The following is a 25,166-nucleotide window of genomic DNA, read 5'->3' as shown; positions in this document are numbered from 1 at the left end:
CTCGCCTCCCCTTTCCTTCTTGACAGCATGCTGTCAGTCCGGGTGTAAACTGTCATGCATGAGCGATCCTGCGCAGGTGCTGGCCGAGTTGATGGTTTCCGACGGGCCGCGACCCGAGTTCGTGGCGCCGTTCCAGGTGTTCGCGCCGCTGATCGGCAGCTGGGACCTCGACGTCGTGTTCTACGGCGACGACGGCAAGGTAGTCCGCGAGCTGAAAGGCGAATGGCACTTCGCCTGGGTCCTCGACGGCCGCGCGGTAGCCGACATCTGGATCACCCCGAGCCGCGCAACCCGCGCGATCGACGGCGACGGCGAATGGGGACTCACGATCCGCATCTGGGACCCCCCACTGAACGCCTTCCGCTCCACCTGGATGGGGCCCCGCAACGCATTCGTGATGACCTTCATCGGTCACCCGGGCGACAACTCGATCGTCCTCGAAGCCCGCGAACCCCAAGCCCACAAGACCCGCTGGATCTTCACCGACATCAGCGACACCGGCTTCCACTGGCGCAACGAAGACGAATCCGAAGACGGCACCATCACCATCCGCCAACGCTTCACCGCCCACCGCCAACCCACCCCGACCCGCTGACCACCCGCCCCAAACCGGGACCGCGACCAAGAAGCCGGGACCCGTGAACAAGAAACCGGGACCGTGAACAGGAAAATAACGTGTCCGAGGTCCCCACTTCTTGACCGAGGTCCCCAGTTCTCGCCGCGATTCCCGCTTGACCGCCGCCCCGCTTCATGACCGCGGTCCCCAGTACCTGTCCGAGGTCAGCCGTAGACCTCCACCGCCTCGCGGGCGCGACGGAGCAGTTCCGCGCGGAGATCCGGCGGCTCGAGCACCTCGACATCGCTCCCGAACCCGAGCAACACCGCACAAGCCGCCTGCCGCACCCGGAACCGCATCGCCAAACGCGTCCAGTCGTCCCCCTCCGCCGGCACCTCGCGGACCGGTCCCCCACTCACCAGCATCGGCGCCGCGATCCGCCGGAACACGCCCGCCTCCGACGGCCGCGCCCGCACCACCACATCCACCCCGACCGGCCGGTTCAACTCCTCCAACCCGGACCGCAACCGCCCCCACTCCGCCCGAAGATCCAGGCCGGCCGGGCGATCGGCGACCTCGTCCAGTACGTCGACCGACGCGACCCGCGACACCCGGAACATCCTCGGGCTGCCGCGATGGGTGCCGACCAGATACCACCGGCCGGCTTGCTCCACGAGTCCCCAGGGGTCGACCGTACGGCGTACCGGCTTGCCGTCGGTGGCCGACGCGTACCGCAGGCGCACCCGACGACGGTTGACCACGGCCTGGCGTAGTACGGGAAGGGCACCGTTGTCCTCCGCCTCGGCGAACCACCGACGCCGGTCCACCACGATCGAACCCGACAACGCCTCCGCCTCGTCCTGCAACCGCACGGGCAACGTCGCCGACAACTTCCCCATCGCCGACTGCAACGCGTCCCGCAGCCCCAACTCCTCCGACAACGCAGGACCGGTCCACGCGAACAACGCCTGCGCCTCCCGCGGAGTCAGCCCGCTCACATCGGCCCGATACCCAGGCAACAGAACACATCCCCCGTTACGCCCGCGCTCGGTGTAGACCGGTACGCCGGCCGCCGACAACGCCTCCATGTCCCGCATCACCGTGCGCGTGGACACCTCCAGACGCTCGGCGAGCTCGCGCGCACTCAACCGGGGATGCCGTTGCAGCAGCAGGATGATCCGCAACAACCGGTCGGCTCTCATAGATCCAAATGATGTCAGAGATATACGACACTCGTTGTCGCATATGACCAACGAGGCTGGACTCCACAACCGAACCACTAAGGAGTTCCACCCCATGACCGATCCACGCCCCGCAATCGGGCTCGCGCTGGACCAGGCCGGCTCGCTCATCGACGCCGTCCGCCCGGAGCACCTGTCCCTGCCGACGCCCTGCGACGAGTACGCCGTCCGGGACCTGGTCAGCCACCTGCTCAGCGTCGTACGCCGGATCGACCTCGCCCTGAACGGCGGAAACGCCCTCGACATCCCGGTCCTCACCGAGACCGAGGACTGGTCAGCGGACTGGAAGACGTACCGCGCGGCCGTCGACACCACCCTCGCCGACGACGCGGTCCTCACCCGGATCTGCAAGTTGCCGTGGGCAACGCTTCCGGGCGCGGCCGCGATCGGCGCCTACACCGGCGAGCTCACCACCCACGGTTGGGACCTCGCCACCGCCATCAGCCGGACCGATCTGCTCAACCACGAGCTGGCCACCACAGTTCTGCCGATGGTGAAGCAGTTCGTCCCCGCGGAACCCCGTGGCGGACCCATCCCCTTCGCCCCGCCGGTCGACGTGAGCGACGGCGCACCGGCGTACGACCAGCTGGCCGCCTGGATGGGCAGGCAGCCGTAAGCACTACCGGGCCCCGGCACCAGTCGTTGTCTCAGGCAACGGCTGGTGCCACAGCCGGTAGCCAAGCCCCCGGACGGTCTCGATCCGCTCCGGCCCGAGTTTGCGCCGCAGGTATCCGACGTAAACGTCGACGAGATTCGAGCCGGAGTCGAAGTCGGCGCCCCAGACCTGGGTCAGCAGTTGCTCGCGGGACAGCACCTTGCCGCGACTGCGCAGGAACGCCTCGACCAGCACGGACTCCCGGGCAGTGAGCTCGACCACCCGCGGACCGACCGCCGCGCGCCGGGTCCTCAGGTCCAGCACCAGGTCCTGGTAGCGCAGCACCATGACCTCCGCCGACCGGTCGCCGCGCAACCGCAGCCGGATCCGGGTCAGCAGGTCCTCGAACCGGAACGGTTTGCTGATGTAGTCGTCGGCCCCGCAGTCGAATCCGGCGACCGTGTCCGCCACCGAGCTGCGCGCGGTCAGGATCACGATCGGTATCGCGGTGCCGGCGGCCCGCAGGTCGGCGAGCACCTGGAGTCCGTCCAGCAACGGCAGGCCGAGATCCAGCACCAGTAGATCGAACTCGTCACCGAGCGCGTATGTCAGCGCCTTCGCACCATCGGACACGACGGTGGGGGTGAACCCGCTCGCACGCAGTCCTTTGGCGACGAACGACGCGATCCGGTCCTCGTCCTCGGCGATCAGCACCCGGCTCATCGTTCCCCACCTCATCCGCCGCTCACGGCGGTCAGAGCCTAGGAGCAGTCGCCCGGCCTGGCGGCGAAATATGAAGATCCTCTCACCCAGATGAGGACCTTTCTCATCTCGTCAGCGGCCGAGGACGGCTTCTCACCCTCGTCTCATGACGCGTTCACCCGGCCACACGAACGTCCTCGATCGACGGGCCCCCACCCGCAAGAAATCTGAGGAGAGTGTGAAGTGAAGCGGATCATGGCTGTACTCGGAACCCTGACGCTGACAGTGCTCGCGGCCACGCCGGCGGTCGCCGCCGAACCGGCCGAACCGGAGCTGTTCGCGCCGGACACCAACTGCACGGGCAGCATCGGCGCCACCACCATCCCCGGCAAGCTCGTCGTGCCCGACGGCGCGACCTGTACGTTGACCGGAACCCACATCCTCGGCAGCCTCGAGGTCAAGATCAACTCGACCCTGCGGGCCACCCGGATCAGGGTGGAAGGCGACGCCCTGGCCACTCAGGCACGGCTCGCGTCCATCACCTCGGGCTCGTACGTCGTCGGCCACGTCCAGTTCAGCAAGGGCATCACCGCGACGTTCACCGGCTCCACACCGTTCGGCGGGGTGGAACTCGTCGAGAACTCCGGCCGGGCCACCCTGACCGGATCGACGTTCACCGAGTCGCCCGGTTTCGTGGCCAAGAACCGTGGTGGAGCGGTCGTGGACAACAACCGGGCAGGCGACGCGCTGCTCGTCCAGGAGAACTCCAACGGCACCTGGGTACGAGGCAACACGATCGTCGACAACCTGAACGTGAGCAAGAACCTCGGCGGCACGGTCATCTCGAACAACCGGGCCGGCGACAACATCGACTGCACGGACAACAGCCCGGCACCGACGGGCAGCGGCAACGTCGCCGGAACCGACGGCGGCGGTTCGAAGACGGGCCAGTGCGCCGGCCTCTGACCGCTACTGGACGATGCCGCCCTTGAGGGTCAGGCCGCCGTCGATGGTTATGGTCTGCCCGGTGATCCAGGACGACTCGTCGGAGAGCAGGAACCAGACCAGCGAGGCGACGTCCTCCGGCCGGCCGAGGCGCTGCAGCGGATAGGTCGCGGCGACCTCGTCCTCGCGACCCTCGTACAGTGCCCCGGCGAACTTGGTCTTCACCACCGCGGGAGCGACGGCGTTGATCCGGATCGCCGGGGCCAGTTCGATCGCGAGTTCCATCGTCACCCGGGACAGCATCGCCTTCGTAGCGCCGTACCAGCCGATCCCGGGCGACGGGGCCAGGCCGGCCACGGACGACAGGTTGACGACGGCACCACCGTGCTCGCCCATCCACGCATCGCGGCAGGCCTTCACCCAGGCGATCGCGGCGAGCACGTTGGTGTCGACCATCTTGGCCGCCACCGCGCTGTCGACGTCCAGCAACGAGCCGTAGATCGGGTTGATCCCGGTGTTGTTGACCAGCAGATCGACCGACCCGTACGCCGTGACCGCGGTCTCGATCACCTTCGCCCGGTGCTCGGGGTCGGCCGCCTTCCCCGCGACGGCCAGTGCGTTCTCCTGGCCGCCAAGGGTTTCCACGGCCTGGTCCAACGTCTCCTGGGTACGCCCGGTGATCACCACGCGGGCGCCGTCGGCCACCAGCCGCTGGGCGACCGCCAGGCCGATACCCCGGGACGCACCGGTGACGATCGCCGTCCGCTGCTTCAAGCTCATCAGCTGAGGCGCTCCAGGATGACGGCCATGCCCTGGCCGCCGCCGACGCACATCGTCTCCAGACCGAACTGCTTGTCCTCGAACTGCAGCCCGTTCACCAGGGTCGTCATGATCCGGGCGCCGGTGGAGCCGAACGGGTGGCCGAGCGCGATCGCGCCGCCGTGCACGTTCAGCCGGTCCTCGTCGATCCCGAGCTCGCGGGCCGACCCGATCACCTGGACCGCGAACGCCTCGTTGATCTCGACCAGGTCGAGGTCGCCGATGCTCATCCCGGCCCGGGCCAGCGCCTGCTTGGTCGCCTCGACCGGACCGAGGCCCATGATCTCCGGCGACAGCCCGCTCACACCGGTGGAGACGATCCGGGCCAGCGGGGTCAGGCCGAGTTCGCGCGCCTTGGTGTCGCTCATGATCACCACGGCCGCGGCGCCGTCGTTCAGCGGGCAGCAGTTGCCGGCCGTGACGGTGCCGTCGGGACGGAAGACGGGCTGCAGTTGGCTGACCTTCTCCAGGGTGGTCCCCGCCCGCGGGCCGTCGTCGTTGCTGACCACCGTGCCGTCCGGCAGCGTCACCGGCGTGATGTCGCGCTCGAAGAACCCGTTGCCGATCGCCTGCTCGGCGAAGTTCTGCGACCGTACGCCGAACGCGTCCTGGTCGGCCCGGCTGATCCCCTTCAGCGTCGCCACGTTCTCCGCGGTCTGACCCATCGAGATGTAGACGTCCGGGATCAGCCCGTCCTCGCGCGGGTCGTGCCAGGTGTCGTTGGTCTCGGCGTACTTCTCGGTGCGCTGGACCGCGTCGGCGAAGACCTGGTTGAAAGAACTCGGGTCACCGACCCCGGCCGAGCCGAAGTTCTTGTACCGGGAGACGCACTCGACGCCGGCGCTGACGAAGATGTCGCCCTCACCGGACTTGATCGCGTGGTACGCCATCCGGGCGGTCTGGGTGGACGACGCGCAGAACCGGTTGACCGTGGTCGCCGGCGTGTTGTCCCAGCCCAGCTGGATCGCGATCCGGCGGGCCATGTTGCCGCCGTGCTCGTCGTGCGGCTCGGCGCACCCGAGCATCAGGTCCTCGATCTGGTCGCCGGTCAGCCCCACCTTGTCCACCGCGGCCTTGATCATCTGAACGGCGAGGTCGTCCGGACGGATGTCCTTCAGCGACCCCTTGTGGGCCCGGCCGATCGGCGACCGCGCCGTGGACACGATGACTGCTTCAGGCATGACTGCTGGTCCTTCCTAGAGGCCGAGGTCGCGGCCGATGAGTTCCTTCATGATCTCGTTCGAGCCGGCCCAGATCTTGGTCACCCGGGCATCCCGCCAGGCGCGGGCCACCCGGTACTCGTTCATGTAGCCGTAGCCACCGTGCAACTGGACACACGCGTCCAGGATCTCGTTCTGCACGTGCGCACTCCACCACTTGGCCTTCGCCGCGTCCACCGCGGACAGCCGGTCCTCGTCGTGCGCGACGATCGCATTGTCGACGTACGCCTGGGTGACCTCGGCCTTGGTGACCAGTTCGGCGAGCAGGAACTTGTTGTACTGGAACGAGCCGACGGACTGGCCGAACGCCTTCCGGCTCTTCACGTACTCGATCGTCTCGTCGAGGATCTGGACCGCATGCGCGATGTTCGACACCGCCGCGCCGACCCGCTCCTGGGCCAGCCGCTCCATCATGTGGATGAAGCCCCGGTCGACCTCGCCGAGCACGTTCTCGTCCGGTACGAACACGTCCTCGAAGAACAGCTCCGACGTCCCCGACTCGGTCTGCCCGACCTTGTCCAGCTTCCGGCCGCGGGCGAACCCGTCCATCCCGGCCTCGACGGCGAACAGTGTGATGCCCTTCGCGCCCTTGGCCGGGTCGGTCCGGGCCGCGGTGATCACCAGGTCGGCCATGTCGCCGTTGGTGATGAAGGTCTTCGACCCGTTCAGCACCCAGCCGCCGTCGGTCTTCTTCGCGGTGGTCTTCAGCGCGGCCAGGTCGGAGCCACCCGACGGCTCGGTCATCCCGATCGCGGCGATCAGCTCACCAGAGCAGAACCGCGGCAACCAGCGCTGCTTCTGCTCCTCGGTGCCCAGGTCCACCAGGTACGGCGCGGCGCAGTCGAAGTGGATGCCGAAACAGCTCGACAACGACGCGGACACCTTCGACACCTCTTCGGCGAACACCGCGTTGAACCGGTAGTCGCCGACACTCGACCCGCCGTACTCCTCCGGCACGTCCAGGCCGAGGAACCCTTGCTTGCCGGCTTCGAGCCAGGCCGCCCGGTCGATCGTCTTCTCCTCGAGGAACTGTTCCATCCGGGGCACCAGCGAGCGATCGCAGTACTCCTTGGCACTGGCCCGGAAGGCGTCGTGGTCCTCGCCGAAGATGATCCGCTGCATGGGGCCTCCCTGGATGAGACGAATCACACGGCATCAATTTTAACGCTTCGCTAAGCGCTTGCTTAGCTTCGCCAATCCGGTGCATGGTGTCAACGTGTCCGCGATCACCAGCCCCCTGGTCTGGGAGCATGTCCAGCCCGCCGCCGCCCGCCGGCTGCTCACCGGCGCCATCGACGCGTTCGCCGAACGCGGCTTCCAGGCCACCACGACCCGGGACATCGCCTCCCGGGCCGGCATGTCCCCCGCCGCGCTCTACGTCCACTATCCCTCGAAGGAACGGCTGCTCTTCGAGATCAGCCGGTACGGCCACCAGGCGGCCCTCGACGTACTGCGGGATGCCGATTCAGGTGATTCCCCGGCGGAACGGCTCCGCTCGATGGTCGAGGCGTTCACCGCCTGGCACGCCGAGCACCACACGATCGCGCGAGTGGTCCAGTACGAGCTGGCCGCATTGACCCCGGAACATCTGGCCGAGGTCGCGACGATCCGGCGGGCGATCTCGGCCCAGATCGAGCAGGTGCTGTCCGACGGCGTCGCCGACGGGTCCCTTGCCGTGGACGATCTGCCCGGCACGACCCTCGCCGTACTGTCCCTGTCGATCGATGTGGCCCGCTGGTACACACCCCATCGCGGCGACCCGGCCGCCTTGGGGAAGCTGTACGCCGAGCTGGCACAGCGGATGGTCCAGACATGAGAAAGCCCCGGGACACGCCCGGGGCTTTCTGACTGGGTGACTTTCTAAAACTGGCTGGATCAGGCCTGCAGAGCAGCCTGGACGTCGAGGTGGATGTCCACCTTGTCACCGACGAGCAGCTTGCCACCCTCGAGCGGCACGTTGAAGTCGATGCCCCAGTCCTTGCGGCTGATCGAAGCGGTCGCCTCGAAGCCGATGATGGTCTGGCCGTAGGCGTTCTGGTCCACACCCAGGAAGTCGACGGCGAGCTCGATCGCCTTGGTGACGTCCTTGATGGTCAGGTCGCCGGCCAGCACGTAGGCGTCACCCTCGGCGCGCAGTGCGGTGCTCGCGAACGACATCTTCGGGCTCTTCTCCACGTCGAAGAAGTCGCCGGAGCGCAGGTGGCCGTCCCGCTGCTCGCTGCGGGTGTCGACCGAGGACAGCTCGACGGTGACGTTCGCGGTGGACTCCTCCAGGGTGTCCTTGACGACGATCTCGCCGGCGTACTCCTTGAAGGTGCCGCGGACCTTGGTCATCAGGTGCCGGACGGTGAAGCCGATCTCACTGTGGTTCGTGTCGATCGCGTAGGTACCGGCGACCAGGCCGGGGATGGTGCTGGTCGGGGTGGTACCGGTGGTCTTGGTCTCGCTCATGGGTTCCTCTCGGGGGCATTCAGTGCATCTGGTCGGGGGCGACGCAGCCGGGTCAGAAAGTTCAACGCTCAATCTGTCTGGCTACGACACTAGGCATGAACGATTTAAATGTCAACTACATTCCCGGTACACTAATCTGCGTGACGATGACGACTGGGACCAGGTGGCTGAACTCCGAGCAGCAGGTGGCGTGGCGCGCGTACCTGCTGGGCACGGCGCGCCTGATGGCGAAGCTCGACGACGACCTGCGTCAGTTCGGACTCGGCATCAACGACTACGAGATCCTGGTCCGCCTCTCCGAGGCGCCCGACCGCCGGCTCCGGATGGCCGAGCTGGCCGACCGGCTGCACCAGAGCCGCTCCCGCCTGACCCACACGGTCGGCCGGCTGGAGGCCGCGGACCTGGTCCGGCGGACCTCCTGCACGAGCGACAAGCGTGGCGTCTGGGCGGAGCTGACCGACGCCGGTTTCGGCCTGCTCGAGACCGCCGCGCCGTACCACGTCGAGGGCGTCCGGGAGAACCTGGTCGATCTGGTCTCGGCCGAGGACTTCGCCGCCGTCGGCCGCGTCTTCGACACCGTCTCCGAACACATCGGCCAGCGCTAAGGGTCTGAAAACGCTTTGCGGAGGGCTCTGGGCGCCCGGCAGAATCCCGGGCCGTGGTGAACTCGCATGTGGATGGTCGGGCCGGGATCGACGCGGAGCTGGTGAAGCGGCTGATCGCTGCCCAGTTCCCGCAGTGGAAGGGCCTGCCGGTGACGCCGGTCAAGGTCGACGGCTGGGACAACCGCACGTACCGGCTGGGCGAAGACCTGACCGTGCGGCTGCCGACGCACGAGAGCTACGCAGCCGCGGTTGGTAAGGAACACCAGTGGCTGCCGATCCTGGCTCCGTCATTGCCCGTCGCGATCCCTGAGGCGGTGGCCAAGGGAGAGCCGGGTGAGGGCTACCCGCATGAATGGGCGATCCGACGCTGGCTGGACGGCGAGACGGCCGCCCACGATCGCGTCGACGACCTCTGCGAACTGGCCGCGTCGATCGCCGGGTTCATCCTCGCCCTGCAACGCATCGACACCACCGGAGGGCCGGCGGCGGGGGCCCACAGCTTCCATCGCGGCACGGCACCGGCGTACTACCACGACCAAACCGTTCAGGCCCTCGCGGCTTTGGAAGGCGTCATCGAGGTCGAGAAGGCTCGCGCCGTCTGGGATGCCGCGCTGACCGCGACCTGGGACGGAACGCCGCGCTGGTTCCACGGCGACATCGCCAGCGGCAACCTGCTCGTCCGCGACGGTCGCCTGGCCGCGGTCATCGACTTCGGCACCTCAGGCGTCGGCGACCCCGCCTGCGACCTGGTGATCGCCTGGACCTTCTTCTCGGGCGACAGCCGCGAAACCTTCCGCACCGCCGTCGCCCAGGACCCCGCCACCTGGTCCCGAGCCCGAGGCTGGGCCCTCTGGAAAGCCCTCATCACCCTGGCCTCCGACACCGACGTCGAGGTGAACCACCAGGTGATCGCCGAGGTCCTCGCCGATCACCGAGAGCACGCCTAGCGGGCCGGCTGCCAGCTAGACGAAGGCCGTGACGCCCTCGTACTCCGCCACCGGGGCGGCGCCGGCAGCCTCGTACTGGAGCAGCACCAGGCCTTGCGGCGTCACTTCGTGGTCGACCAGTCGGAGGCCGACGGTTCCGCTCGGGTGATCGATCAGCCGTCGCCCGGAACCGATCACGGCCGGCGCGACGACGAGCCGAAGCGCATCGACGAGGCCGGCCGCCAGGAGAGCGTTGCCGAGTCGTGCGCTCCCGTGGATCTGCAGCTCCCGCCCTGGTTGCGTCTTGATCTCCCCGACGGTCCGGATCGGATCACCGCGGAGCACGGTCGTCGGGTGCCAGGTCCCCTCGGTGATGGAGTTGGTCACCACGTACTTCGGCAGTGAGTTCATCCGTTCGGTGTACGGGTCGTCCGGGTCGGTGATCTGTGGCCAGTCTCGGGCGAACGCCTCGTAGGTCCGCCGCCCGAACAGCAGACCGTCGGCCAGCTGCAGCCACTCGGAGGTACGCCGTACGAAGAGTTCGTCCAGGTAGGGCACGAGCCAGCCGCCCTGGGTGAAGTCGTCGCTCGTGTCCTCAGTCGGCGAACCAGGCCCCTGGCTGACCCCGTCGAGGGAGACGAACTCGGTCAGTACGAGCTTCATCGCGTGACCTCGCTCTCCGCCACATCGGCGAGCTGCTTGGTGACCGAACCCCAGCCGTCGGCGAAGCCGAGTTCCTCGTGGAGAGCCCGGGCGGCCGGATCGCCGTGCCGGACGATGATCTGGTAGTCCGTGCCATCCGGGTGATCGGCCAGGCTGATCTCGGCGGTCATCGCGACCGGTGCGGGACTCGCGGGACGCCAGGCGCTGTCAATCGCGTTCGTGTACACGAGCCGTTCGAGCTGGTCGACCACGAGGAAGGTGGCGTCGAGATGCGGGCCGAACCGCACGCCGTCGTCGCTCAGCTGCGTCACGATGGCGCCGCCGGGCCGGACGTCCAGTCGTTCGACCCGGCACACGGCCGGAGCCGGCACCCACCACCGCGCGAAGCGGGCCGGATCTGTCCATGCCCTCCAGACCACGGCGCGCGGAGCGCGGATGACCCGCTCCATTTTCAGGTCGAGATCCGGGTTCATGCCTGTTCCTCCAGCGAATCGGTGACGAAACGTTCGAGCCGGTCGGTGCGGTCTTCCCAGATCCGGCGCTGCTCGGCGAGCCAGTCGTCGACGAGAGCGAGCCGGTCGCGGTTGAGCACGCAGGTGCGCACGCGGCCGACCTTGACCGTGCGGATCAGGCCGTTGCTCTCCAGCGTGCGGACATGCTTCATGAACGACGGCAGTGTCATCGGGAACTCACCGGCGAGCTCACCCACACTCGTCGGGCCGCGGCCGAGCCGCCGGATGACGCCGCGCCGGGTCGGATCGGCGAGGGCCACGAACACACCGTCGACCTCCGGCGAATACTGTGCCATGGAGCTAAGTATTGCGATGACTTAATACTTAGCGCAAGAGCTAAGTATTAATTCGCGAAATGCGTGGACCCCACCTCCGTCGTGGGAGGTGGGGTCCACAGTTCGCCGGCCGATTGGGCCTCAGGGTGCGCGTAGCCGGTCGCGCACCGGTCAGTCGCGGGTGAGTTTGCGGTGGGTTACTCGGTGCGGGCGGGCTGCCTCGGCGCCGAGGCGCTCGATCTTGTTGGCTTCGTAGGAGGCGAAGTTGCCTTCGAACCAGAACCACTTGGCCTCGTCCTCGTCGGTGCCCTCCCACGCCAGGATGTGGGTGGCGACGCGGTCCAGGAACCACCGGTCGTGGGAGATCACCACGGCACACCCGGGGAACTCCAGCAGGGCGTCCTCCAGCGACTGCAGCGTCTCGACGTCCAGGTCGTTGGTCGGCTCGTCGAGCAGCAGCAGGTTGCCGCCCATCTTCAGGGTCAGCGCCAGGTTCAGCCGGTTCCGCTCACCACCGGACAGTACGCCGGTCGGCTTCTGCTGGTCCGGGCCCTTGAACCCGAACGACGCCACATACGCCCGGCTCGGCATCTCGAAGTTCGCGACCTTGATGAAGTCGAGTTCGTCGGACACCTGCTGCCAGACCGTCTTCTTCGGATCCAGGCCGCCGCGCGACTGGTCGACGTACGAGATCCGCACGGTGTCGCCGAGCCTCAATGAGCCCTTGTCCGGGGTCTCCTCGCCGATGATCATCCGGAACAGCGTCGACTTGCCCACGCCGTTCGGCCCGACCACACCGACGATGCCGGCGCGAGGAAGCGAGAAGCTCAGGCCGTCGATCAGCGTGCGGTCGCCGAAGCCCTTGACCAGCTTGTCGACCTCGAGGACCGTGCTACCCAGCCGTGGGCCCGGCGGGATGTTGATCTCGTCGATGTCGAGCTTCTTGGCCCGCTCCGCCTCGGCCGCCAGCTCCTCGTACCGCGCGAGCCGGGCCTTGCTCTTCGACTGCCGGCCCTTCGCGTTCGACCGGACCCACTCGAGCTCGCGCTCCAGGATCTTCTGCCGCTTGGCGTCCTTGCGACCCTCGACGACCAGCCGCTCCTGCTTGGTCTCCAGGTACTTCGAGTAGTTGCCCTCGTACCCGTAGGTCTTGCCGCGGTCCATTTCCAGGATCCACTCGGCCACGTTGTCCAGGAAGTACCGGTCGTGGGTGATCGCCAGGACGGCACCCGGGTACTTCTGCAGGTGCTGCTCCAGCCAGAGCACCGACTCGGCGTCCAGGTGGTTGGTGGGCTCGTCGAGCAGCAGCAGATCGGGCTGCTGGAGCAGCAGCTTGCACAGCGCGACCCGGCGACGCTCACCACCGGACAGGGTGTCCACCATCGCTTCCGGCGGCGGGCAGCGCAGCGCGTCCATGGCCTGGTCGAGCTGGGCGTCGACGTCCCACGCGTTGCGGTGGTCGAGCTCGGTCTGCAGGTCGCCCATCTCGGCCAGCAGCGCGTCGTAGTCCGCGTCCGGGTCGGCCAGCTCGGCGGAGATCTCGTTGAACCGGTCGAGCTTCCGCTTGGTGTCGCCGACGCCCTCCTCGACGTTCTCCAGCACGGTCTTGCCCTCGGTCAGCGGCGGCTCCTGCAGCAGGATCCCCACTGTGGAGTCGTCGGCCAGCCGGGCGTCGCCGTTCGAGGGCTGGTCCAGCCCCGCCATGATCTTGAACAGCGAGGACTTGCCGGTGCCGTTCGGCCCGACCACGCCGATCTTCGCGCCGGTCAGGAAGTTCAGGGTGACGTTGTCGAGAACGACCTTGTCGCCGTGCGCCTTCCGGACGTTGCGAAGCGTGTAGATGAATTCCGCCATGCGCTAGAGCCTATGCGGTGCGCCCCCTCCGATCCCAACCGGAGCCGCTCCCATGGACACCGCACCCGAGCTCACGCCAGGTCGGCGCGCCTCAGCGCGCCCAGGTCGGCGAGGAACTCCTCCAGCTCGCCCTCATCGAAGACGCCGTCCTTGGCGAGATCCTCCGCAGAACCCACTGGAACCGAACCCCGGAAGAGCTCATCGAGAGAGGCGACCGCACGCCGCCGGCCAGAGTGCTCGGCATTGTCAGCTGTCACGGCGTCCCCTCCGTCCTCGGCTGCAGGCCCAGCCAGTATCCCATGTCCGCAGGCCCGGCGGGCGTAGCTGAAGGTTGGAGATCATGCGGCCTCCGGGGTGGTGTAGGGGGTTTCGTCGGGACTGTTCGCGGCGGTGGTCTCGGCTTCGGTGGAGAGGTCTCGCATGTGGTCTTCGAGGCCGCCGGTGGAGGCGGCGTGGATGGGCTGGTTCTTGGTGAACCTGGTGGTGCCGCGGGACAGGTCGTGGCCGACGGAGATCGCGTCCAGGACGAGTCGGGAGCGGGGTTCGCCGTCTTCGGTCCATTCGGTGGTTTTGAGCCGGGCGTTGACGATGACGGGGTCGCCGCGGTTGAGGGATCGGTGGACGTTCTGGGCCAGGGTTCGCCAGCACTCCACGGTGAACCAGGTGGTCGGCCGATCGACCCAGGCGCCCTTGCTCCGGTCGAACTGGCGTGGGCTCGAGCCGAGCCGGAACGAGGCCAGGGCGACGCCCGTGTTCACCTCCTTGAACTTCACCTCGCTGCCGACCCAGCCCGTCATGGTCAGGTAGGTCTCACCGATGCTCATGCCGCACACACTTCCCTTCGATCGCAAACGTGCTGTCACAGAGAAGATGCACCTGTCCGCACCCCACCCCGGCAGCTGAATGAGAAGCTGTGGACAACCCGTATCTCAGTCTTGACTTATATAAGCAAGACCCGGCATTGTAGGTCGCAGAGAAGACGTCCCGACCAGGAGAGAACAGGACAGCGATGGACATCCTCGAACAGATCAACGCGGTGCAGCGTGAGGTCGCCAAGACCGGTGAAGCGGTCAGCGTGCTGATGCGCCGGACCTACCAAGGGGAGGTCGAGGAGGTCTGGGACGCGCTAACCGACCCGGACCGGCTGCGGCGCTGGTTCTCCCCGGTGAACGGGGACCTCAAGGTCGGCGGATCCTTCCAGATCGAGGGCAACGCGAGCGGCGAGATCCTCGAGTGCGAACCACCCAAGCGCTACAAGGTCACCTTCGGCGGCCCGACCAGCCTGCTCGAGGTCCGGCTGGCGGCCGGCCCGGGTGACACATGCGAATTCGAGCTGGAGCACTCGATGGAGGGCCCACCGTTCCCCGGCGGACCCGAGCTCGGCACCGAAGGAGCCCTGTACGTTGGGCCCGGTTGGGACGGCGCTCTGGTCGGCCTGGCCATGTACATCGCGGGCGAGGTCGGCGAGGACTTCGACCCGGTCGAGATGGCCAACTCCCCCGAGGTGATCGCCTTCAACGAGCAGTCGATCCGGGCCTGGATCAAGGTGCTCCGCGCATCCGGCACCACGACCGAGGAGGCGATCCGCGCGGCCGCCGAGGTCGCGATGGCGCAGTACTGCCCCGGCATCACGCTCGACCTCGACAACCTGGACTGATACGCAACAACATCACCCGTACGCCGGAACCACTCGCGCGAGTGGTTCCGGCGTACTAGCAAACACCCACGAACGTCAGCGGCGCGCGATCGCCAGCTGGTCGCGGCAGCGGCTGTAGGCGTCCAGCTCTTCCCCGGCCGGTGCGACAACGTGGCTGTCGGCAACCTTCTCCAGCTCGGTCCGCAGCGCCTTCGCCACCAGCCGGGCCCGCCGATTCGCACCGCTGGCGGCCAGCAACCGGCAGCCGAACGACACCGCGACCCCGAGCACCACCCCACCGATCAGCATGATCGTTGCCCACGGCACCCCGTTCCACCGGGGCAACGGCGGATCCTCCAGCTGCAGGTACGCGAACACGGCCATCGCCGCGAGCCACAGCGCACCGCCCAGCGCGACCAGGAACAGCACCCACTGAAGGAAACGGGTCGCGCCCCACCAGCCCGGGTTGTTCGACGCACCGAGGTCGGTCCGCGCCACGGCCTGGTCCAGTTCGTCCCCGAGGGACTCCTCGCGGCGGCGGATCGCCGAGCGGACCGAGTCGGCCCACGGCCGCGACAAACCTTCCGCGGCCTTGTTGGTAATGGTTCGCACGGCCGTGTCCATCCGGGCCCGCTGCACTGGTGTTGCCGCAGGCAACGACGACCTCGCGATCGACACCTCGTTGGAGGCGGACTTCCGCAACGCCTTGCCCTGCTGCTTCGGCACCTGGTCCAAGTGCAGCCGCCGCAACGGATCCGGCCGGAACCGCCCGAGCCACTTGGTCACCGGCCAGCCCGTCGCCGCCCGAGCCCGTTGCAGATACGACCGCCGTACGGCGTCAACGACCACAGGAACGCCACTCGCGTCCGACAAGGCGTCCACGAGTTCGGTGATGTCGGACTTCGCGATCTGCGGCGTCTTCGCGTTGCCGCACTGACTCGCCATCCGGTCGGACACCCGATCGACGTCAGCAGCGAGGCGCTCGCGGGCGGCGCGCTTGTTGCTGACCCGCTTGACCAGCAGGTCACGCAGATCGTCCAGCCCGTCGCCGCTCACCGCCGACGTGGCGACGACCGTCGGCGACTTCAGCCCGTCGGCCTTCAGCAGCCGCTCGAGGTCGTTGACGCAGCTCTTCTGCTGCTCCTCGGTCAGTTTGTCCATGTGGTTCAGCGCGAACGCCATCACCGACGAGTGCGACGCGTACGGCTTGATGTAGCGGTTGTGCAGCGCGGCATCCGCATACTTCTGCGGGTCCACCACCCACACCAGCATGTCCACCAGCTCGACCAGCCGGTCGACGATCAGCCGGTGCTCGACCTCGGTCGAGTCGTGGTCCGGCAGATCGAGCAGCACCAGACCGTCGAGGTCCTCCGAGTGCGCGTCCTCCAGCGAGCTGCGGTGCTGCACCTGATGTCGCCGCGGGATTCCCAGCCAGTTCAGTACTTCGGCCGCGGGTTCCTCGCCCCAGACACAGGCCAACGGCATCGAGCTGGTCGGCCGGCGCGTCCCGATCGCGGCCAGGTCGAGCCCGGTCAGCGCGTTGAACAGCGACGACTTCCCCGAACCGGTCGCACCGGCCAGCGCGACGACGGTCAGGTCGCCGGACATCCGCAGCCGCTGGCCGGCCCGGTCCACGATCTGCTCGGCCTCACTGAGGACCACCTGGTCCAGCCGGCCTTTACCGGCCTCGGCGGCCTCCGCCAGCGCCTCGATTTTGGTCAGGACATCGGAAGAGCCCCTCACCAGGCCCTTGACCGCATCCACGATTCCCGTCACGTGCAGTCCTCCACCGCGCGCGCGGCCTCCGTCAGTTGCCTGGGTGCTTCCGCGTCGACCGGATGCTGGTCAAGCACAGCCAGATAGCGGGCGAATTCTGCATCCATCAAAGCATGAACCCTATCGTCAAGGTTCTCCCGCGCCTTCTTGGCCAGCGTACGGACCGCCTGGTCGCCGAAAACGGCCTCCAGCAGCTTCTGCCCGACCACCGCGGTCCCGGCGCCGACACCCACCTCAGCGCCGGTCACCCCCGCGGTACTGGCGAAGATGACGACCATCAGGGACAGGCCGAGACCGTTGACGCCGTAGGCAAGGATCCGGGCAGTCGAGCGTTTGTCCGCGCCCTCCTTGCGGACCAGGTCCAGAACGTAGCCCTGCCACTCCCGTACTGCGCGTCCCGCGGCGGCCGGGAAGTCCTTCGACATCCGGCCGAGGTCGCGATCGCCGGCGGCCAGTAGCTGGCGTCCGGGGGCCGTCGACTGCCACGACTCCTCGGCCCGCTCGGCAGCCGCTTCGGCGTGCTCACGCAGCAGGGATTCCAGACCGGACTCCACCGCGTCATTGAGGTCGCGGGTCGGCGGCGGCTTCCCGACGACCGCCGCCTTGACCTTGTCCCGCACTCGGCCGACGTTGGTCTGCAAGCCCTTCAGCAGTTCGCCCGTACCGACGAACTCCTGCCAGCGCGCGAGCACCTCACCCCGCAGCATGGTGCCGTCCTGGGTCGCGATCGCGATGTCCTTCACGGCCCGCTCGTACGCCGTCTCGGCGGTCGTCCGGAGTTCCGCGGCCGTGTCCGCCTGATCGCGAACCGCCTTGGCGAACGCGGGCGCCTTCTTCGTCATCGCGGTCACGGCGCCGTGCAGAGTCCGCCGTACGACGGCCGTGCGGGCCTCGGCGTCGGCGGCCAGGTCGATCAGCCAGTCCTTGATCGAGGCAACGGTCTCGGCCGGCAGCATGCCCTGCTCGTCGACCACCGTCTCCTTGACGCTGAACAACGGCGAGTCGCCCAGACCGCGTTCCAGCAGCATCTGGGCGAGATGCCCGGTGATGTCGTCGATCGTGTCGGACGGTGCGCGGTCCAGCACCACGGCGACCGCAGTACTGCGATCCGACGCGCTCTGCAGGAAGTCCCACGGCACGGCATCCGCATACCGGGCGGCGGTGGTCACGAACAACCAGAGGTCAGCGGCCGCGAGCAACTGGGTGGCGAGCTCACGGTTCGACTCGACGACGGAGTCGATGTCCGGGGCGTCCAGGATCGCGAGCCCACGCGGAACGGTGTCGGCGGCAACCAATCGGATCTGGCCCGGGTCCTCCATCCCGCCCGGGCGGTCGCCGCTGGAGCGAGCCATGCCAGGCAGGACGCGATCGCCGGTGAACCACTCGACATCCGCGGGATGATGGATCAGCACCGGCGAACGGGTGGTCGGCCGGAGCACACCGGGTTCGCTGACGACCTGGCCGATCAGGGTGTTCACCAGCGTCGACTTGCCGGCCCCGGTCGAACCGCCGACGACCGCGAGCACCGGAGCCTCGAGCTGCACGAGTCGCGGCAGGATGTAGTCGTCGAGCTGGTCCAGCATCGCCTTCTGCTGCTGCCGAGCCTCGTCCGCACCCACCACGTCGAGCGGCAGCAAACTGCTCGCCAACGCGCCACGCAGCTTCATCAGCGCGGTGATCAACACCATCGCCGCCTGCTGCTCAGCCGCCTTCGCCGCCACCTGCTCCGGAGTCAACTCAGGCTCAGGCTCCGCATCTTCTTCCCCACCCTCGTCGGAAGCCGCACCGCCGTCCTCAGCCGACGCGTCGCCCTCCTCAGAAGGCTCATCGCTCTCCCCGGCCGGCGCGTCGTCCTGCTGGTCGGCCGCAGTGTCCTCAGCCTCCGCCGGTACTGCGTCCTCCGCCGGTACTACGTCCTCGCCCGCCTCCTGCTCGGACGCAGCCGCCTCGGACCCGCTCTCGGCGTCCTTCTGGTCCTTCTGTACGTCGTCCGCCGCGTCCCCGGCTTCGTCAGCCTCGGCAGCGGATTCGTCAGGCTCATCAGCAGGCGTCTCGTCGGCCTCAGCCGCAGGAGCCTCATCCGGAGCCTCGGCGGCGGGCTCCTCGGCAGGCTTGTCCGCCGGCTCATCCGCTTCGGTGGTCGCCGGCTGCTCCTCGGCCGGAGCATCCTCGGCTGATTCCTGGTCCGCGGGTGCTTCCTCGGCTTCTTCCGCTGCTTCTTCCGCAGGTTCGTCGGACTCCTGCTTGCCGTTCTCCGGCTGCTTCGGCAGGCCGACGATGATCTCGCCGTATTCCAGCGGGAACCCGTCCGGCGACTCGTCAGGCTCATAGACAACCCCGACCGTCGGCTCCTCAGCCTTCACGGGCTCCTCAGCCTTGGCCGGCTTCTCGGCCTTTGCCGGCTCGTCCGACTTGGTGTCGTCAGGCTCCTCGTCCTTGCCGGACTCGGCCTTCTCAGCCTGCTCAGGCTGCTTGGCGTCCTCGGGCTCCCCGGCGTCTTCGGGCTTCGAGGCGGCTTCCTCCGTGGCGGCTACCGGTTCCGCCGCAGCGGGCTCTTCCGTGGCGGGGATCTCGGGTGCCTTCTCGGGGATCTTGGTCTCGGCAGGAGTGCGCCCGCTGTCGGCGGGCGTAGTACTGGGTTCTTCGGACTTGCGGCGCCGGCGGCGCCAGAATCCTTTGCCTTTGGCACCGGAATCGGTGATCACCTTCGCGAGCTCCTGGGCAGGCTGACTCCGGTTCGGAACCTCCGGCTCATCGGAGCGCTCCGAACCCTCACCAGCTGCTGACCTGGTGTCAGCCACGGCTTCCGCCCACGAGCACAGAGTGCCCGGTCGGACAGCGCAGAAGCAAAGTCATCTTCATCCCGTTTGGCGGCTTGGACGGGTGGCAGGTCACTGCGACGGTGGATAGGGACCGTATCCTCCCGGCGGTCCCTGTGGTCCAGGGGGTCCCGGTGGGTAACCGGGCTGGGCCACTGGGTAACCGGGTTGCCCCGAGGGATACCCCGGCTGGCCCCCCGGGTAACCACCCGGGGACGAACCGTTGGGACCGGGCTGACCCGGGTACTGCGGACTCCCCGCCATCGGCCCATCGCCGTACGGCGGCGGGACCGGTCCGGGGACACTTGGACCGGCGGCGAACTGCGGAGCCGCCTGGGCGAACGCGGGCATCGGCGGGAACGGCACACTCGGGCGCCGGGCCCGCAGCTCGTCCAGCAGCTTCTTCTCCGTGTCCAGTGCATCGGCGCCGATCACCTGGCGGACGATCTTGTCCCGCAGGTAGGCCAGTTCCGTCGCGTTCTGCTGGAATGCCTTCGCGGCGACCTCCGCCTCGGCGCCGTATCGCCGCGCGTTCTGCCGCAGCGCCTTGCGGCCGCGCAGCGTCGCGATCAGCGGTACGTCCTGCGGGATCAGCCAGCCGAACCGGACGTAGTCGTACAGCCGGGACGCGATCATCTGCCCCTCGCGGGATCGCATCACCAGCGCGAACACCACCATGCCGATGAAGATCGGCACCATCAGGAACAGGTACACGGTGATGAATCCGGCGCCACCGGCCCAGCTCGCACCACCGTTCCAGAGCCCGTGCGCGAGCACCGCCGTGAGGTACCCGACGATCGGCGCGAGGAAGCGGACCGCCGTACTGCGATGCCTGACGGCGATGCCTATCCCGATCGCTGTGAACGACGTGAACAGTGGATGCGCGAACGGCGAGATCAGCCCGCGGATCACGAACAGCACGAAGGCGCCGCGCAGACCCGCCTCGCTGCCGCCCTCCTCGGACAGTTCGTTGAATATGCGGCCGATGTAGAGGATGTTCTCGGTGAACGCGAAGCCGACGCCAACCATGCCGGCGTACACCAGGCCGTCGATGATGCCGTCGAACTCCTTGCGCCGGATCAGCGCCAGCAGCAGGATCACCGACCCCTTGGCGAACTCCTCGACCGGCGGGGCGACGAACACCGCCGCCCGGTTCCCCCCGCTCTGCGACTCGTGCAGCAGGTTCCCGACCTCGGTGTTGATGTACAACGCCGCCAGCGTCGCGATGAACGCACCCCAGCCGAGGGCGAACAGGATGTACCGGGCCGGCTCCGGTTCGTAGCGGTCCAGCCACAGGTAGAGCGCGATCACGGGGACGACCGGAACGAACGCGAACAGGAGTCCCCAGGCGAACCCACCGCCACCGGTCGCGTTCGCGACCTCGAGGAAGATCAGCAACCCGGCGATCGCGAACACCACCGCGACCACGACACCGATCAGCACGCCCTGGTTTCGCCGTTGGCCGGGCACCGGGTGGGTTCCCAGTGCGTTCGGCTGCGGGTAGGGCGCGCCGGGTGGGGTGGTCGCCGAGCCGGTCGCCGCGGGTTGCGGCGACCCGGCTGGGCCTGGTGAGGGGTAACTCATGCCCGCAGCCTAGTTGGATACCCCGCCCGAGCGCAGGGCCGCCCACTCAGCGTTACCGGGATGGAACGACACGGCTGTACTTATCCCCAGCCTGTCCCCAGCCTGTGTTCGCCCCACCGGGTAACCCACGAGCACGATCCCCTCCCGATCTGAGACACTCTTCCCCGGGCTTCATCGCCCATTGCGCCCGTAGCTCAGCTGGATAGAGCGTCGGACTTCTAATCCGTTGGTCGCAGGTTCGAATCCTGCCGGGCGCGCATTGTGATGTCTCAGGACATCGCGGACGGCCGAACCCAATAGTTGTGGGTTCGGCCGTCCTTCGTTTCAGCGGGTGGGGCCTGGTGGTCTGCCGGTGCCTTGGTAGCGGTGGGTTGTGTCGAGGACGAGTTCTCTGAGGAGTTCTCCGGTGGCGGCGTCGATGATACGGATGTCGAGGTCTTGGACGAGGACGATGACGCGGGTTCTGGCGTGGGTTCGGCCGATGCCGATGGAGTAGAGCGTCCCGCCGTGGCGCAGGGTGATCTTGCCGGCTTTGTCGATCCTGTCTTGGCGTATCCGGTCGTGGGTGTCGTCGGTGCGGTCGCCGGGTGTGGCCTTGGGTCGGCTGGTGTAGATCGTGGCCGGGGTGGCTCGGTGGGTCAGGGATCGGTGCGGCCGTTTCTGGTTGTACTGCTCGGCGAAGCGGTCGAGCAGGGTCTGGAGGTCGGCGATGGTGGTGGGCTGGTTGTGTTGGGCGCGTAGCCACTTCTTCATGGTCTGCTGGAAGCGTTCGACCTTGCCCTGGGTCTGGGGGTGCCAGGGGCGGCCGTTCTTCTGGTCCACGCCCAGTCGGCGGAGCTCGGTCTCCAGTTGGTTGCGACCTCCCTTGCCGCCCGCCAGTCGGGTGGTGAACACCATGCCGTTGTCGGTGAGGGTGGAGGCCGGGATGCCGTGGGTGGCAACGGTTCTGCGGAACTCGGCGAGCACGATCGGGCCGGTGACCCGGTGGTGGGCGGTGATCTGCAGGGCGTACCGGGAGCAGTCGTCGAGCCAGGTCAGGATCTCGGTGTCGGAGCCGGGTCGGCCGTCGGGTCGGGTGAGTCGGTAGTGGGTGAAGTCGGCCTGCCAGCACTCGTTGGGCATCGAGGCTTCGAACCGGATGTAGGACGACTTCGGCCGCTTCTTCGGTTCCGGGGTGACCATGCCGCGGGCGGTGAGATGTCGGGCCACGGTGGCCCGCGACACGGTGATGTCGTGGTGGTGGGCCAGGTGCCAGGCGATGGTCTCCGGGCCGGCGTCCAGGCCCTGGTCGGCCAGTTCCTTGCGGAGTCGCACGATGAGGTCCACGACCTCTACGGGCGTCGCGTTCGGGTTGGAGGCGGGCCGTCGGGAGCGGGGCTCGAAGACCGCGTCGCCCTCTCGGCGGTAGCGGGCCAGGAGTTCATAGAGCCACGAGGCTGAGACGCCGTAGGTCGCGGCGACCTCACGGACGGGACGGTTCTCGACCACCATCGCGGTGATCAGCAATCTATTCGATGTCATGCCCGCACGCTCAGTGCGGGCGGCACTTCATTCCGGGATCTCCGGAGACATCAGTCCGGCATGTCGTGAGACACGTGTCCGGGATGTCGTGAACCAGAACACTGCCGGGCGCGCATCTCTGACCTGGGGAAAGGCGCCGGGGTCAGCGGCTTACGGTGGTTTCCTGCATGAGGCGGGACAGTTTGTCGGGGTTGCGGACGTAGTAGAGGCCGGCGATGAGGCCGTTGTCGATCCGCAGCGCCATGACGCCGTCGAGCTCGCCGTTGAGCCGGACGATCAGGGCCGGGGAGCCGTTGACCTGCGCCGGCTCGACCGACATCTGGGCGCCGACCTTGCCCAAGCCGGCTCCCAGCAAGCGCGCGACCTTGTCGGCGCCCACGACGGGCCGCGGGACGGCCTGCTTGACTCCGCCGCCATCGCTCATGACGACGACGTCCGGGGCGAGGATGTCGAGCAGGCTCTGCAGGTCGCCGGTTTCGACCGCCCGCTGGAACGCTCCGAAGGCGGCCTGGCTCTCGGCCGGCGAGACGACTCCACGAGGCCGGCGGGCGGAGACGTGGGCCCGCGCCCGGTGGGCGATCTGGCGGACCGCGGCCGGACTCTTGTCGACGGCTTCCGCGATCTCGTCGTACCCCAGATCGAACACCTCACGCAGTACGAACACCGCCCGCTCGGTCGGCGCGAGCGTCTCCAGCACCAGCAGCATCGCCATCGAGACACTGTCGGCCAACTCGACGTCCTCGGCCACGTCGGGCGCGGTCAGCAGCGGCTCGGGCAGCCACGGGCCGACGTACGACTCCTTGCGCCGGCCGAGGGTACGCATCCGGTTGAGCGCCTGGCGGGTGGTGATCCGGACCAGGTACGCACGCTGGTCCCGCACCGTCTCGAGATCGACGCCCGCCCACCGCAGCCAGGTCTCCTGGAGAACGTCCTCCGCGTCGGCGGCCGACCCGAGCATCTCGTAGGCGACCGTGAAGAGCAGGTTGCGGTGGGCAACAAATGCCTCGGTCGCCGAGTCCATGCGCTCACCCATCAGTGGCTCCTGTCCATTTCGGTCTCGACTGTGCCACACACCAGACACCGGTGCCTGCCGCTTCGTGACACCCACAGCCGGTGGCACACGTCACATCGCCGAGCCGTCACAGGGATCGGGTCGGCGGCATCTTGTGGTCGTTCAGTTCAACACCACGAGTAAGGACGAATCATGGAAGCCCGTCTCAACCTGTTCGAGAACCAGTTCGCCATGAAGGTCGCCAAGCGGTTCGCCGGCCTCGGCATGGTGATCCAGCAGTCGCCGCTGCCGAAGTCCACGCAGGAGCTGGTGTCGCTGCGCGCCAGCCAGATCAACGGCTGCGGCTGGTGCATCGACATGCACACGAAGGAGGCCGAGGCCGCTGGTGAGAGCTCGCTTCGCCTCCACCTGGTCGCCGCGTGGCGCGAGTCCACCGTATTCACCGAGGCCGAGCAGGCCGCGCTGGCACTCGCCGAAGAGGGCACCCGGCTCGCCGACGCCAACACCGGCGTGTCCGACGAGACCTGGGCAGCGGTACGCAAGCACTACGACGACGACCAGCTCGCCGGGCTCGTCTCCTTGGTCGCCATGATCAACGCGGCCAACCGCCTCGCCGTGATCGTCCACCAGAAGGGCGGTTCGTACGATCCCGCCATGGCCGCCGCGTTCGACCTCAACTGATCATGCCTGGTCGGTGGGCATGATCCACAGCTCACCGATCGCGGTATGGCGGGTGACCATGTACGCGACCCCGTCGGCGATGTCCTCGGGGGCGAGAACCTCGGTCTGTTCGAAGAAGGGGTCGATCATCTCGTTGCGGACCTCGGGCTTGTTGTGCGAGCCCAGTTCGGTGTCGACGCCACCCGGCTCGAGAACACCGACGCGGACGTGCCGTCGGGTGATCTCCTGGCGCAGGGACTCGGTGAATCCGTTCACGCCGAACTTGGTGAGGTTGTAAACCCCGTACCCGTTCCAGGCGACGCGGCCGGCGATCGAGCTGATGTTGACGATGTCGGCGACCCGGCGTGGGCCTTCCTCGGCGGCCGACAGCAGATGCGGCAGGGTGGCGCGGGTGGTGTAGAGCAGGCCGTTGACGTTGACGGCGATCATGCGCTCCCACTCCGCGGCGTCCGCGCCGACGACGGGGCCGAGGAGCATCAGGCCGGCATTGTTGACCAGGATGTCCAACCGTCCGAACCGCTCGACGGTCTGCTGCACGGCCGCCTCGGCCTGGGCCCGGTCGGTGATGTCGGCCTCCACGACCAGCGCAGTGCCTCCCGCCTTGTCGATCTCGGCTGCGACGTCCTCCAGCCGATCCTTGCGACGAGCAACGAGTGCGACGGACGCACCATCTTCGGCAAGCCGCCTGGCGGTGGCCGCCCCGATCCCGCTGCTTGCGCCCGTGACCAGCGCAACGGTGCCAGTGAGTTTCGATTCCATCGGTGCTGTCCTTG

The 25,166-nt window shown here is 67.9% G+C and carries 26 protein-coding genes and 1 tRNA gene; 9 read left to right on the top strand and 18 right to left on the bottom strand.

Annotated elements, in window-relative coordinates; genetic code table 11:
• The first annotated feature begins 58 nt into the window (after positions 1–58).
• Positions 59–595, top strand: a complete 537-nt coding sequence (locus EV643_RS20005; RefSeq protein WP_133801618.1) for a hypothetical protein — start codon at positions 59–61, stop codon at positions 593–595.
• A gap of 185 nt (positions 596–780) precedes the next feature.
• Here the strand turns inward: EV643_RS20005 and EV643_RS20000 are convergent, their stop codons facing one another.
• Positions 781–1,758: a helix-turn-helix transcriptional regulator gene (locus tag EV643_RS20000; RefSeq protein ID WP_133801617.1), complete on the bottom strand. Its 978-nt coding sequence runs from the start codon at positions 1,756–1,758 to the stop codon at positions 781–783.
• 94 nt (positions 1,759–1,852) lie between these two features.
• Here EV643_RS20000 and EV643_RS19995 point away from each other — a divergent pair, with 94 nt between their 5' ends.
• Positions 1,853–2,413 carry a TIGR03086 family metal-binding protein gene (locus EV643_RS19995; RefSeq protein WP_133801616.1) on the top strand — a complete coding sequence of 187 codons (561 nt, stop codon included), beginning with the start codon at positions 1,853–1,855 and terminating at the stop codon, positions 2,411–2,413.
• A 3-nt stretch (positions 2,414–2,416) separates the two neighbouring features.
• Here the strand turns inward: EV643_RS19995 and EV643_RS19990 are convergent, their stop codons facing one another.
• Complete coding sequence (locus tag EV643_RS19990; protein WP_133801615.1) at positions 2,417–3,115, bottom strand: response regulator transcription factor; 699 nt, start codon at positions 3,113–3,115, stop codon at positions 2,417–2,419.
• A 222-nt stretch (positions 3,116–3,337) separates the two neighbouring features.
• Here EV643_RS19990 and EV643_RS19985 point away from each other — a divergent pair, with 222 nt between their 5' ends.
• Complete coding sequence (locus EV643_RS19985; RefSeq protein ID WP_133801614.1) at positions 3,338–4,060, top strand: hypothetical protein; 723 nt, start codon at positions 3,338–3,340, stop codon at positions 4,058–4,060.
• A gap of 3 nt (positions 4,061–4,063) precedes the next feature.
• Here EV643_RS19985 and EV643_RS19980 read toward each other — a convergent pair whose 3' ends face one another.
• The 3 genes from EV643_RS19980 to EV643_RS19970 are packed head-to-tail and all read right to left on the bottom strand — an operon-like array spanning position 4,064 to position 7,200.
• Positions 4,064–4,819: an SDR family oxidoreductase gene (locus EV643_RS19980; protein ID WP_133801613.1), complete on the bottom strand. Its 756-nt coding sequence runs from the start codon at positions 4,817–4,819 to the stop codon at positions 4,064–4,066.
• Positions 4,819–6,039, bottom strand: a complete 1,221-nt coding sequence (locus tag EV643_RS19975) for an acetyl-CoA C-acetyltransferase (RefSeq protein ID WP_133801612.1) — start codon at positions 6,037–6,039, stop codon at positions 4,819–4,821. The genes EV643_RS19980 and EV643_RS19975 overlap by 1 nt, the downstream gene beginning before the upstream one ends.
• A 15-nt stretch (positions 6,040–6,054) precedes the next feature.
• On the bottom strand, positions 6,055–7,200 hold the full coding sequence (locus tag EV643_RS19970; protein WP_133801611.1) for an acyl-CoA dehydrogenase family protein: 1,146 nt from the start codon (positions 7,198–7,200) through the stop codon (positions 6,055–6,057).
• A gap of 94 nt (positions 7,201–7,294) precedes the next feature.
• Between EV643_RS19970 and EV643_RS19965 the strand changes: the two genes are divergently transcribed.
• Complete coding sequence (locus EV643_RS19965; RefSeq protein ID WP_133801610.1) at positions 7,295–7,894, top strand: TetR/AcrR family transcriptional regulator; 600 nt, start codon at positions 7,295–7,297, stop codon at positions 7,892–7,894.
• Positions 7,895–7,953: 59 nt separating this feature from the next.
• Here the strand turns inward: EV643_RS19965 and EV643_RS19960 are convergent, their stop codons facing one another.
• Complete coding sequence (locus tag EV643_RS19960; protein ID WP_133801609.1) at positions 7,954–8,529, bottom strand: YceI family protein; 576 nt, start codon at positions 8,527–8,529, stop codon at positions 7,954–7,956.
• Between the two features lie 146 nt (positions 8,530–8,675).
• Between EV643_RS19960 and EV643_RS19955 the strand changes: the two genes are divergently transcribed.
• Together EV643_RS19955 and EV643_RS19950 are read left to right on the top strand one after the other, a co-directional pair.
• Positions 8,676–9,134, top strand: a complete 459-nt coding sequence (locus EV643_RS19955) for a MarR family winged helix-turn-helix transcriptional regulator (RefSeq protein ID WP_133801771.1) — start codon at positions 8,676–8,678, stop codon at positions 9,132–9,134.
• A gap of 53 nt (positions 9,135–9,187) precedes the next feature.
• Positions 9,188–10,081, top strand: coding sequence for an aminoglycoside phosphotransferase family protein (locus EV643_RS19950; protein WP_133801608.1), 894 nt, complete (start codon positions 9,188–9,190; stop codon positions 10,079–10,081).
• 15 nt (positions 10,082–10,096) lie between these two features.
• On the opposite strand, the gene EV643_RS19945 is transcribed toward EV643_RS19950, so the two are convergent.
• The 6 genes from EV643_RS19945 to EV643_RS19920 form a co-directional block, all read right to left on the bottom strand.
• Positions 10,097–10,723 (bottom strand): dihydrofolate reductase family protein, encoded by a 627-nt coding sequence (locus tag EV643_RS19945; RefSeq protein ID WP_133801607.1) that lies wholly within the window; start codon positions 10,721–10,723, stop codon positions 10,097–10,099.
• Positions 10,720–11,196, bottom strand: coding sequence for an SRPBCC domain-containing protein (locus EV643_RS19940; RefSeq protein ID WP_133801606.1), 477 nt, complete (start codon positions 11,194–11,196; stop codon positions 10,720–10,722). The genes EV643_RS19945 and EV643_RS19940 overlap by 4 nt, the downstream gene beginning before the upstream one ends.
• Entirely contained in the window at positions 11,193–11,531 is a 339-nt protein-coding gene (locus EV643_RS19935; RefSeq protein WP_133801605.1) for an ArsR/SmtB family transcription factor, read from the bottom strand. The genes EV643_RS19940 and EV643_RS19935 overlap by 4 nt, the downstream gene beginning before the upstream one ends.
• Before the next feature lie 150 nt (positions 11,532–11,681).
• Positions 11,682–13,364 (bottom strand): energy-dependent translational throttle protein EttA, encoded by a 1,683-nt coding sequence (gene ettA, locus EV643_RS19930; protein ID WP_133801604.1) that lies wholly within the window; start codon positions 13,362–13,364, stop codon positions 11,682–11,684.
• 71 nt (positions 13,365–13,435) lie between these two features.
• The gene (locus EV643_RS19925; RefSeq protein WP_133801603.1) at positions 13,436–13,621 is read right to left on the bottom strand and encodes a hypothetical protein; all 186 of its coding nucleotides are present in this window, start codon (positions 13,619–13,621) and stop codon (positions 13,436–13,438) included.
• A gap of 81 nt (positions 13,622–13,702) precedes the next feature.
• Complete coding sequence (locus EV643_RS19920; protein ID WP_133801602.1) at positions 13,703–14,188, bottom strand: single-stranded DNA-binding protein; 486 nt, start codon at positions 14,186–14,188, stop codon at positions 13,703–13,705.
• Between the two features lie 185 nt (positions 14,189–14,373).
• Here EV643_RS19920 and EV643_RS19915 point away from each other — a divergent pair, with 185 nt between their 5' ends.
• Positions 14,374–15,021, top strand: coding sequence for an SRPBCC family protein (locus EV643_RS19915; protein ID WP_133801601.1), 648 nt, complete (start codon positions 14,374–14,376; stop codon positions 15,019–15,021).
• A gap of 75 nt (positions 15,022–15,096) precedes the next feature.
• Here the strand turns inward: EV643_RS19915 and EV643_RS19910 are convergent, their stop codons facing one another.
• The 3 genes from EV643_RS19910 to EV643_RS19900 all read right to left on the bottom strand — a co-directional run bounded on the left by EV643_RS19910 (position 15,097) and on the right by EV643_RS19900 (position 21,179).
• Positions 15,097–16,776, bottom strand: coding sequence for a GTPase (locus EV643_RS19910; protein WP_133801600.1), 1,680 nt, complete (start codon positions 16,774–16,776; stop codon positions 15,097–15,099).
• Positions 16,773–19,481: a GTPase family protein gene (locus tag EV643_RS19905; RefSeq protein WP_238165682.1), complete on the bottom strand. Its 2,709-nt coding sequence runs from the start codon at positions 19,479–19,481 to the stop codon at positions 16,773–16,775. The genes EV643_RS19910 and EV643_RS19905 overlap by 4 nt, the downstream gene beginning before the upstream one ends.
• Positions 19,482–19,667: 186 nt before the next feature.
• Positions 19,668–21,179: a PrsW family intramembrane metalloprotease gene (locus EV643_RS19900; RefSeq protein ID WP_133801598.1), complete on the bottom strand. Its 1,512-nt coding sequence runs from the start codon at positions 21,177–21,179 to the stop codon at positions 19,668–19,670.
• A gap of 183 nt (positions 21,180–21,362) precedes the next feature.
• On the opposite strand from EV643_RS19900, the gene EV643_RS19895 reads away from it, so the two are divergent.
• Positions 21,363–21,436, top strand: a tRNA-Arg gene (locus tag EV643_RS19895).
• A gap of 67 nt (positions 21,437–21,503) precedes the next feature.
• Here the strand turns inward: EV643_RS19895 and EV643_RS19890 are convergent.
• Positions 21,504–22,700, bottom strand: coding sequence for an IS481 family transposase (locus tag EV643_RS19890; protein WP_133801597.1), 1,197 nt, complete (start codon positions 22,698–22,700; stop codon positions 21,504–21,506).
• A gap of 142 nt (positions 22,701–22,842) precedes the next feature.
• Positions 22,843–23,733, bottom strand: coding sequence for an RNA polymerase sigma-70 factor (locus EV643_RS19885; RefSeq protein ID WP_133801596.1), 891 nt, complete (start codon positions 23,731–23,733; stop codon positions 22,843–22,845).
• A 171-nt stretch (positions 23,734–23,904) separates the two neighbouring features.
• On the opposite strand from EV643_RS19885, the gene EV643_RS19880 reads away from it, so the two are divergent.
• Positions 23,905–24,393: a carboxymuconolactone decarboxylase family protein gene (locus EV643_RS19880; protein WP_133801595.1), complete on the top strand. Its 489-nt coding sequence runs from the start codon at positions 23,905–23,907 to the stop codon at positions 24,391–24,393.
• Here EV643_RS19880 and EV643_RS19875 read toward each other — a convergent pair whose 3' ends face one another.
• The gene (locus EV643_RS19875) at positions 24,394–25,152 is read right to left on the bottom strand and encodes an SDR family NAD(P)-dependent oxidoreductase (protein ID WP_133801594.1); all 759 of its coding nucleotides are present in this window, start codon (positions 25,150–25,152) and stop codon (positions 24,394–24,396) included.
• Positions 25,153–25,166 lie beyond the last annotated feature (14 nt).

This window comes from Kribbella caucasensis (assembly GCF_004361855.1).
Taxonomy (GTDB): Bacteria; Actinomycetota; Actinomycetes; order Propionibacteriales; family Kribbellaceae; genus Kribbella; species Kribbella caucasensis.
The sequence above is the reverse complement of the archived record's forward strand: the minus strand, read 5'-3'. Positions and strand labels throughout refer to the sequence as shown.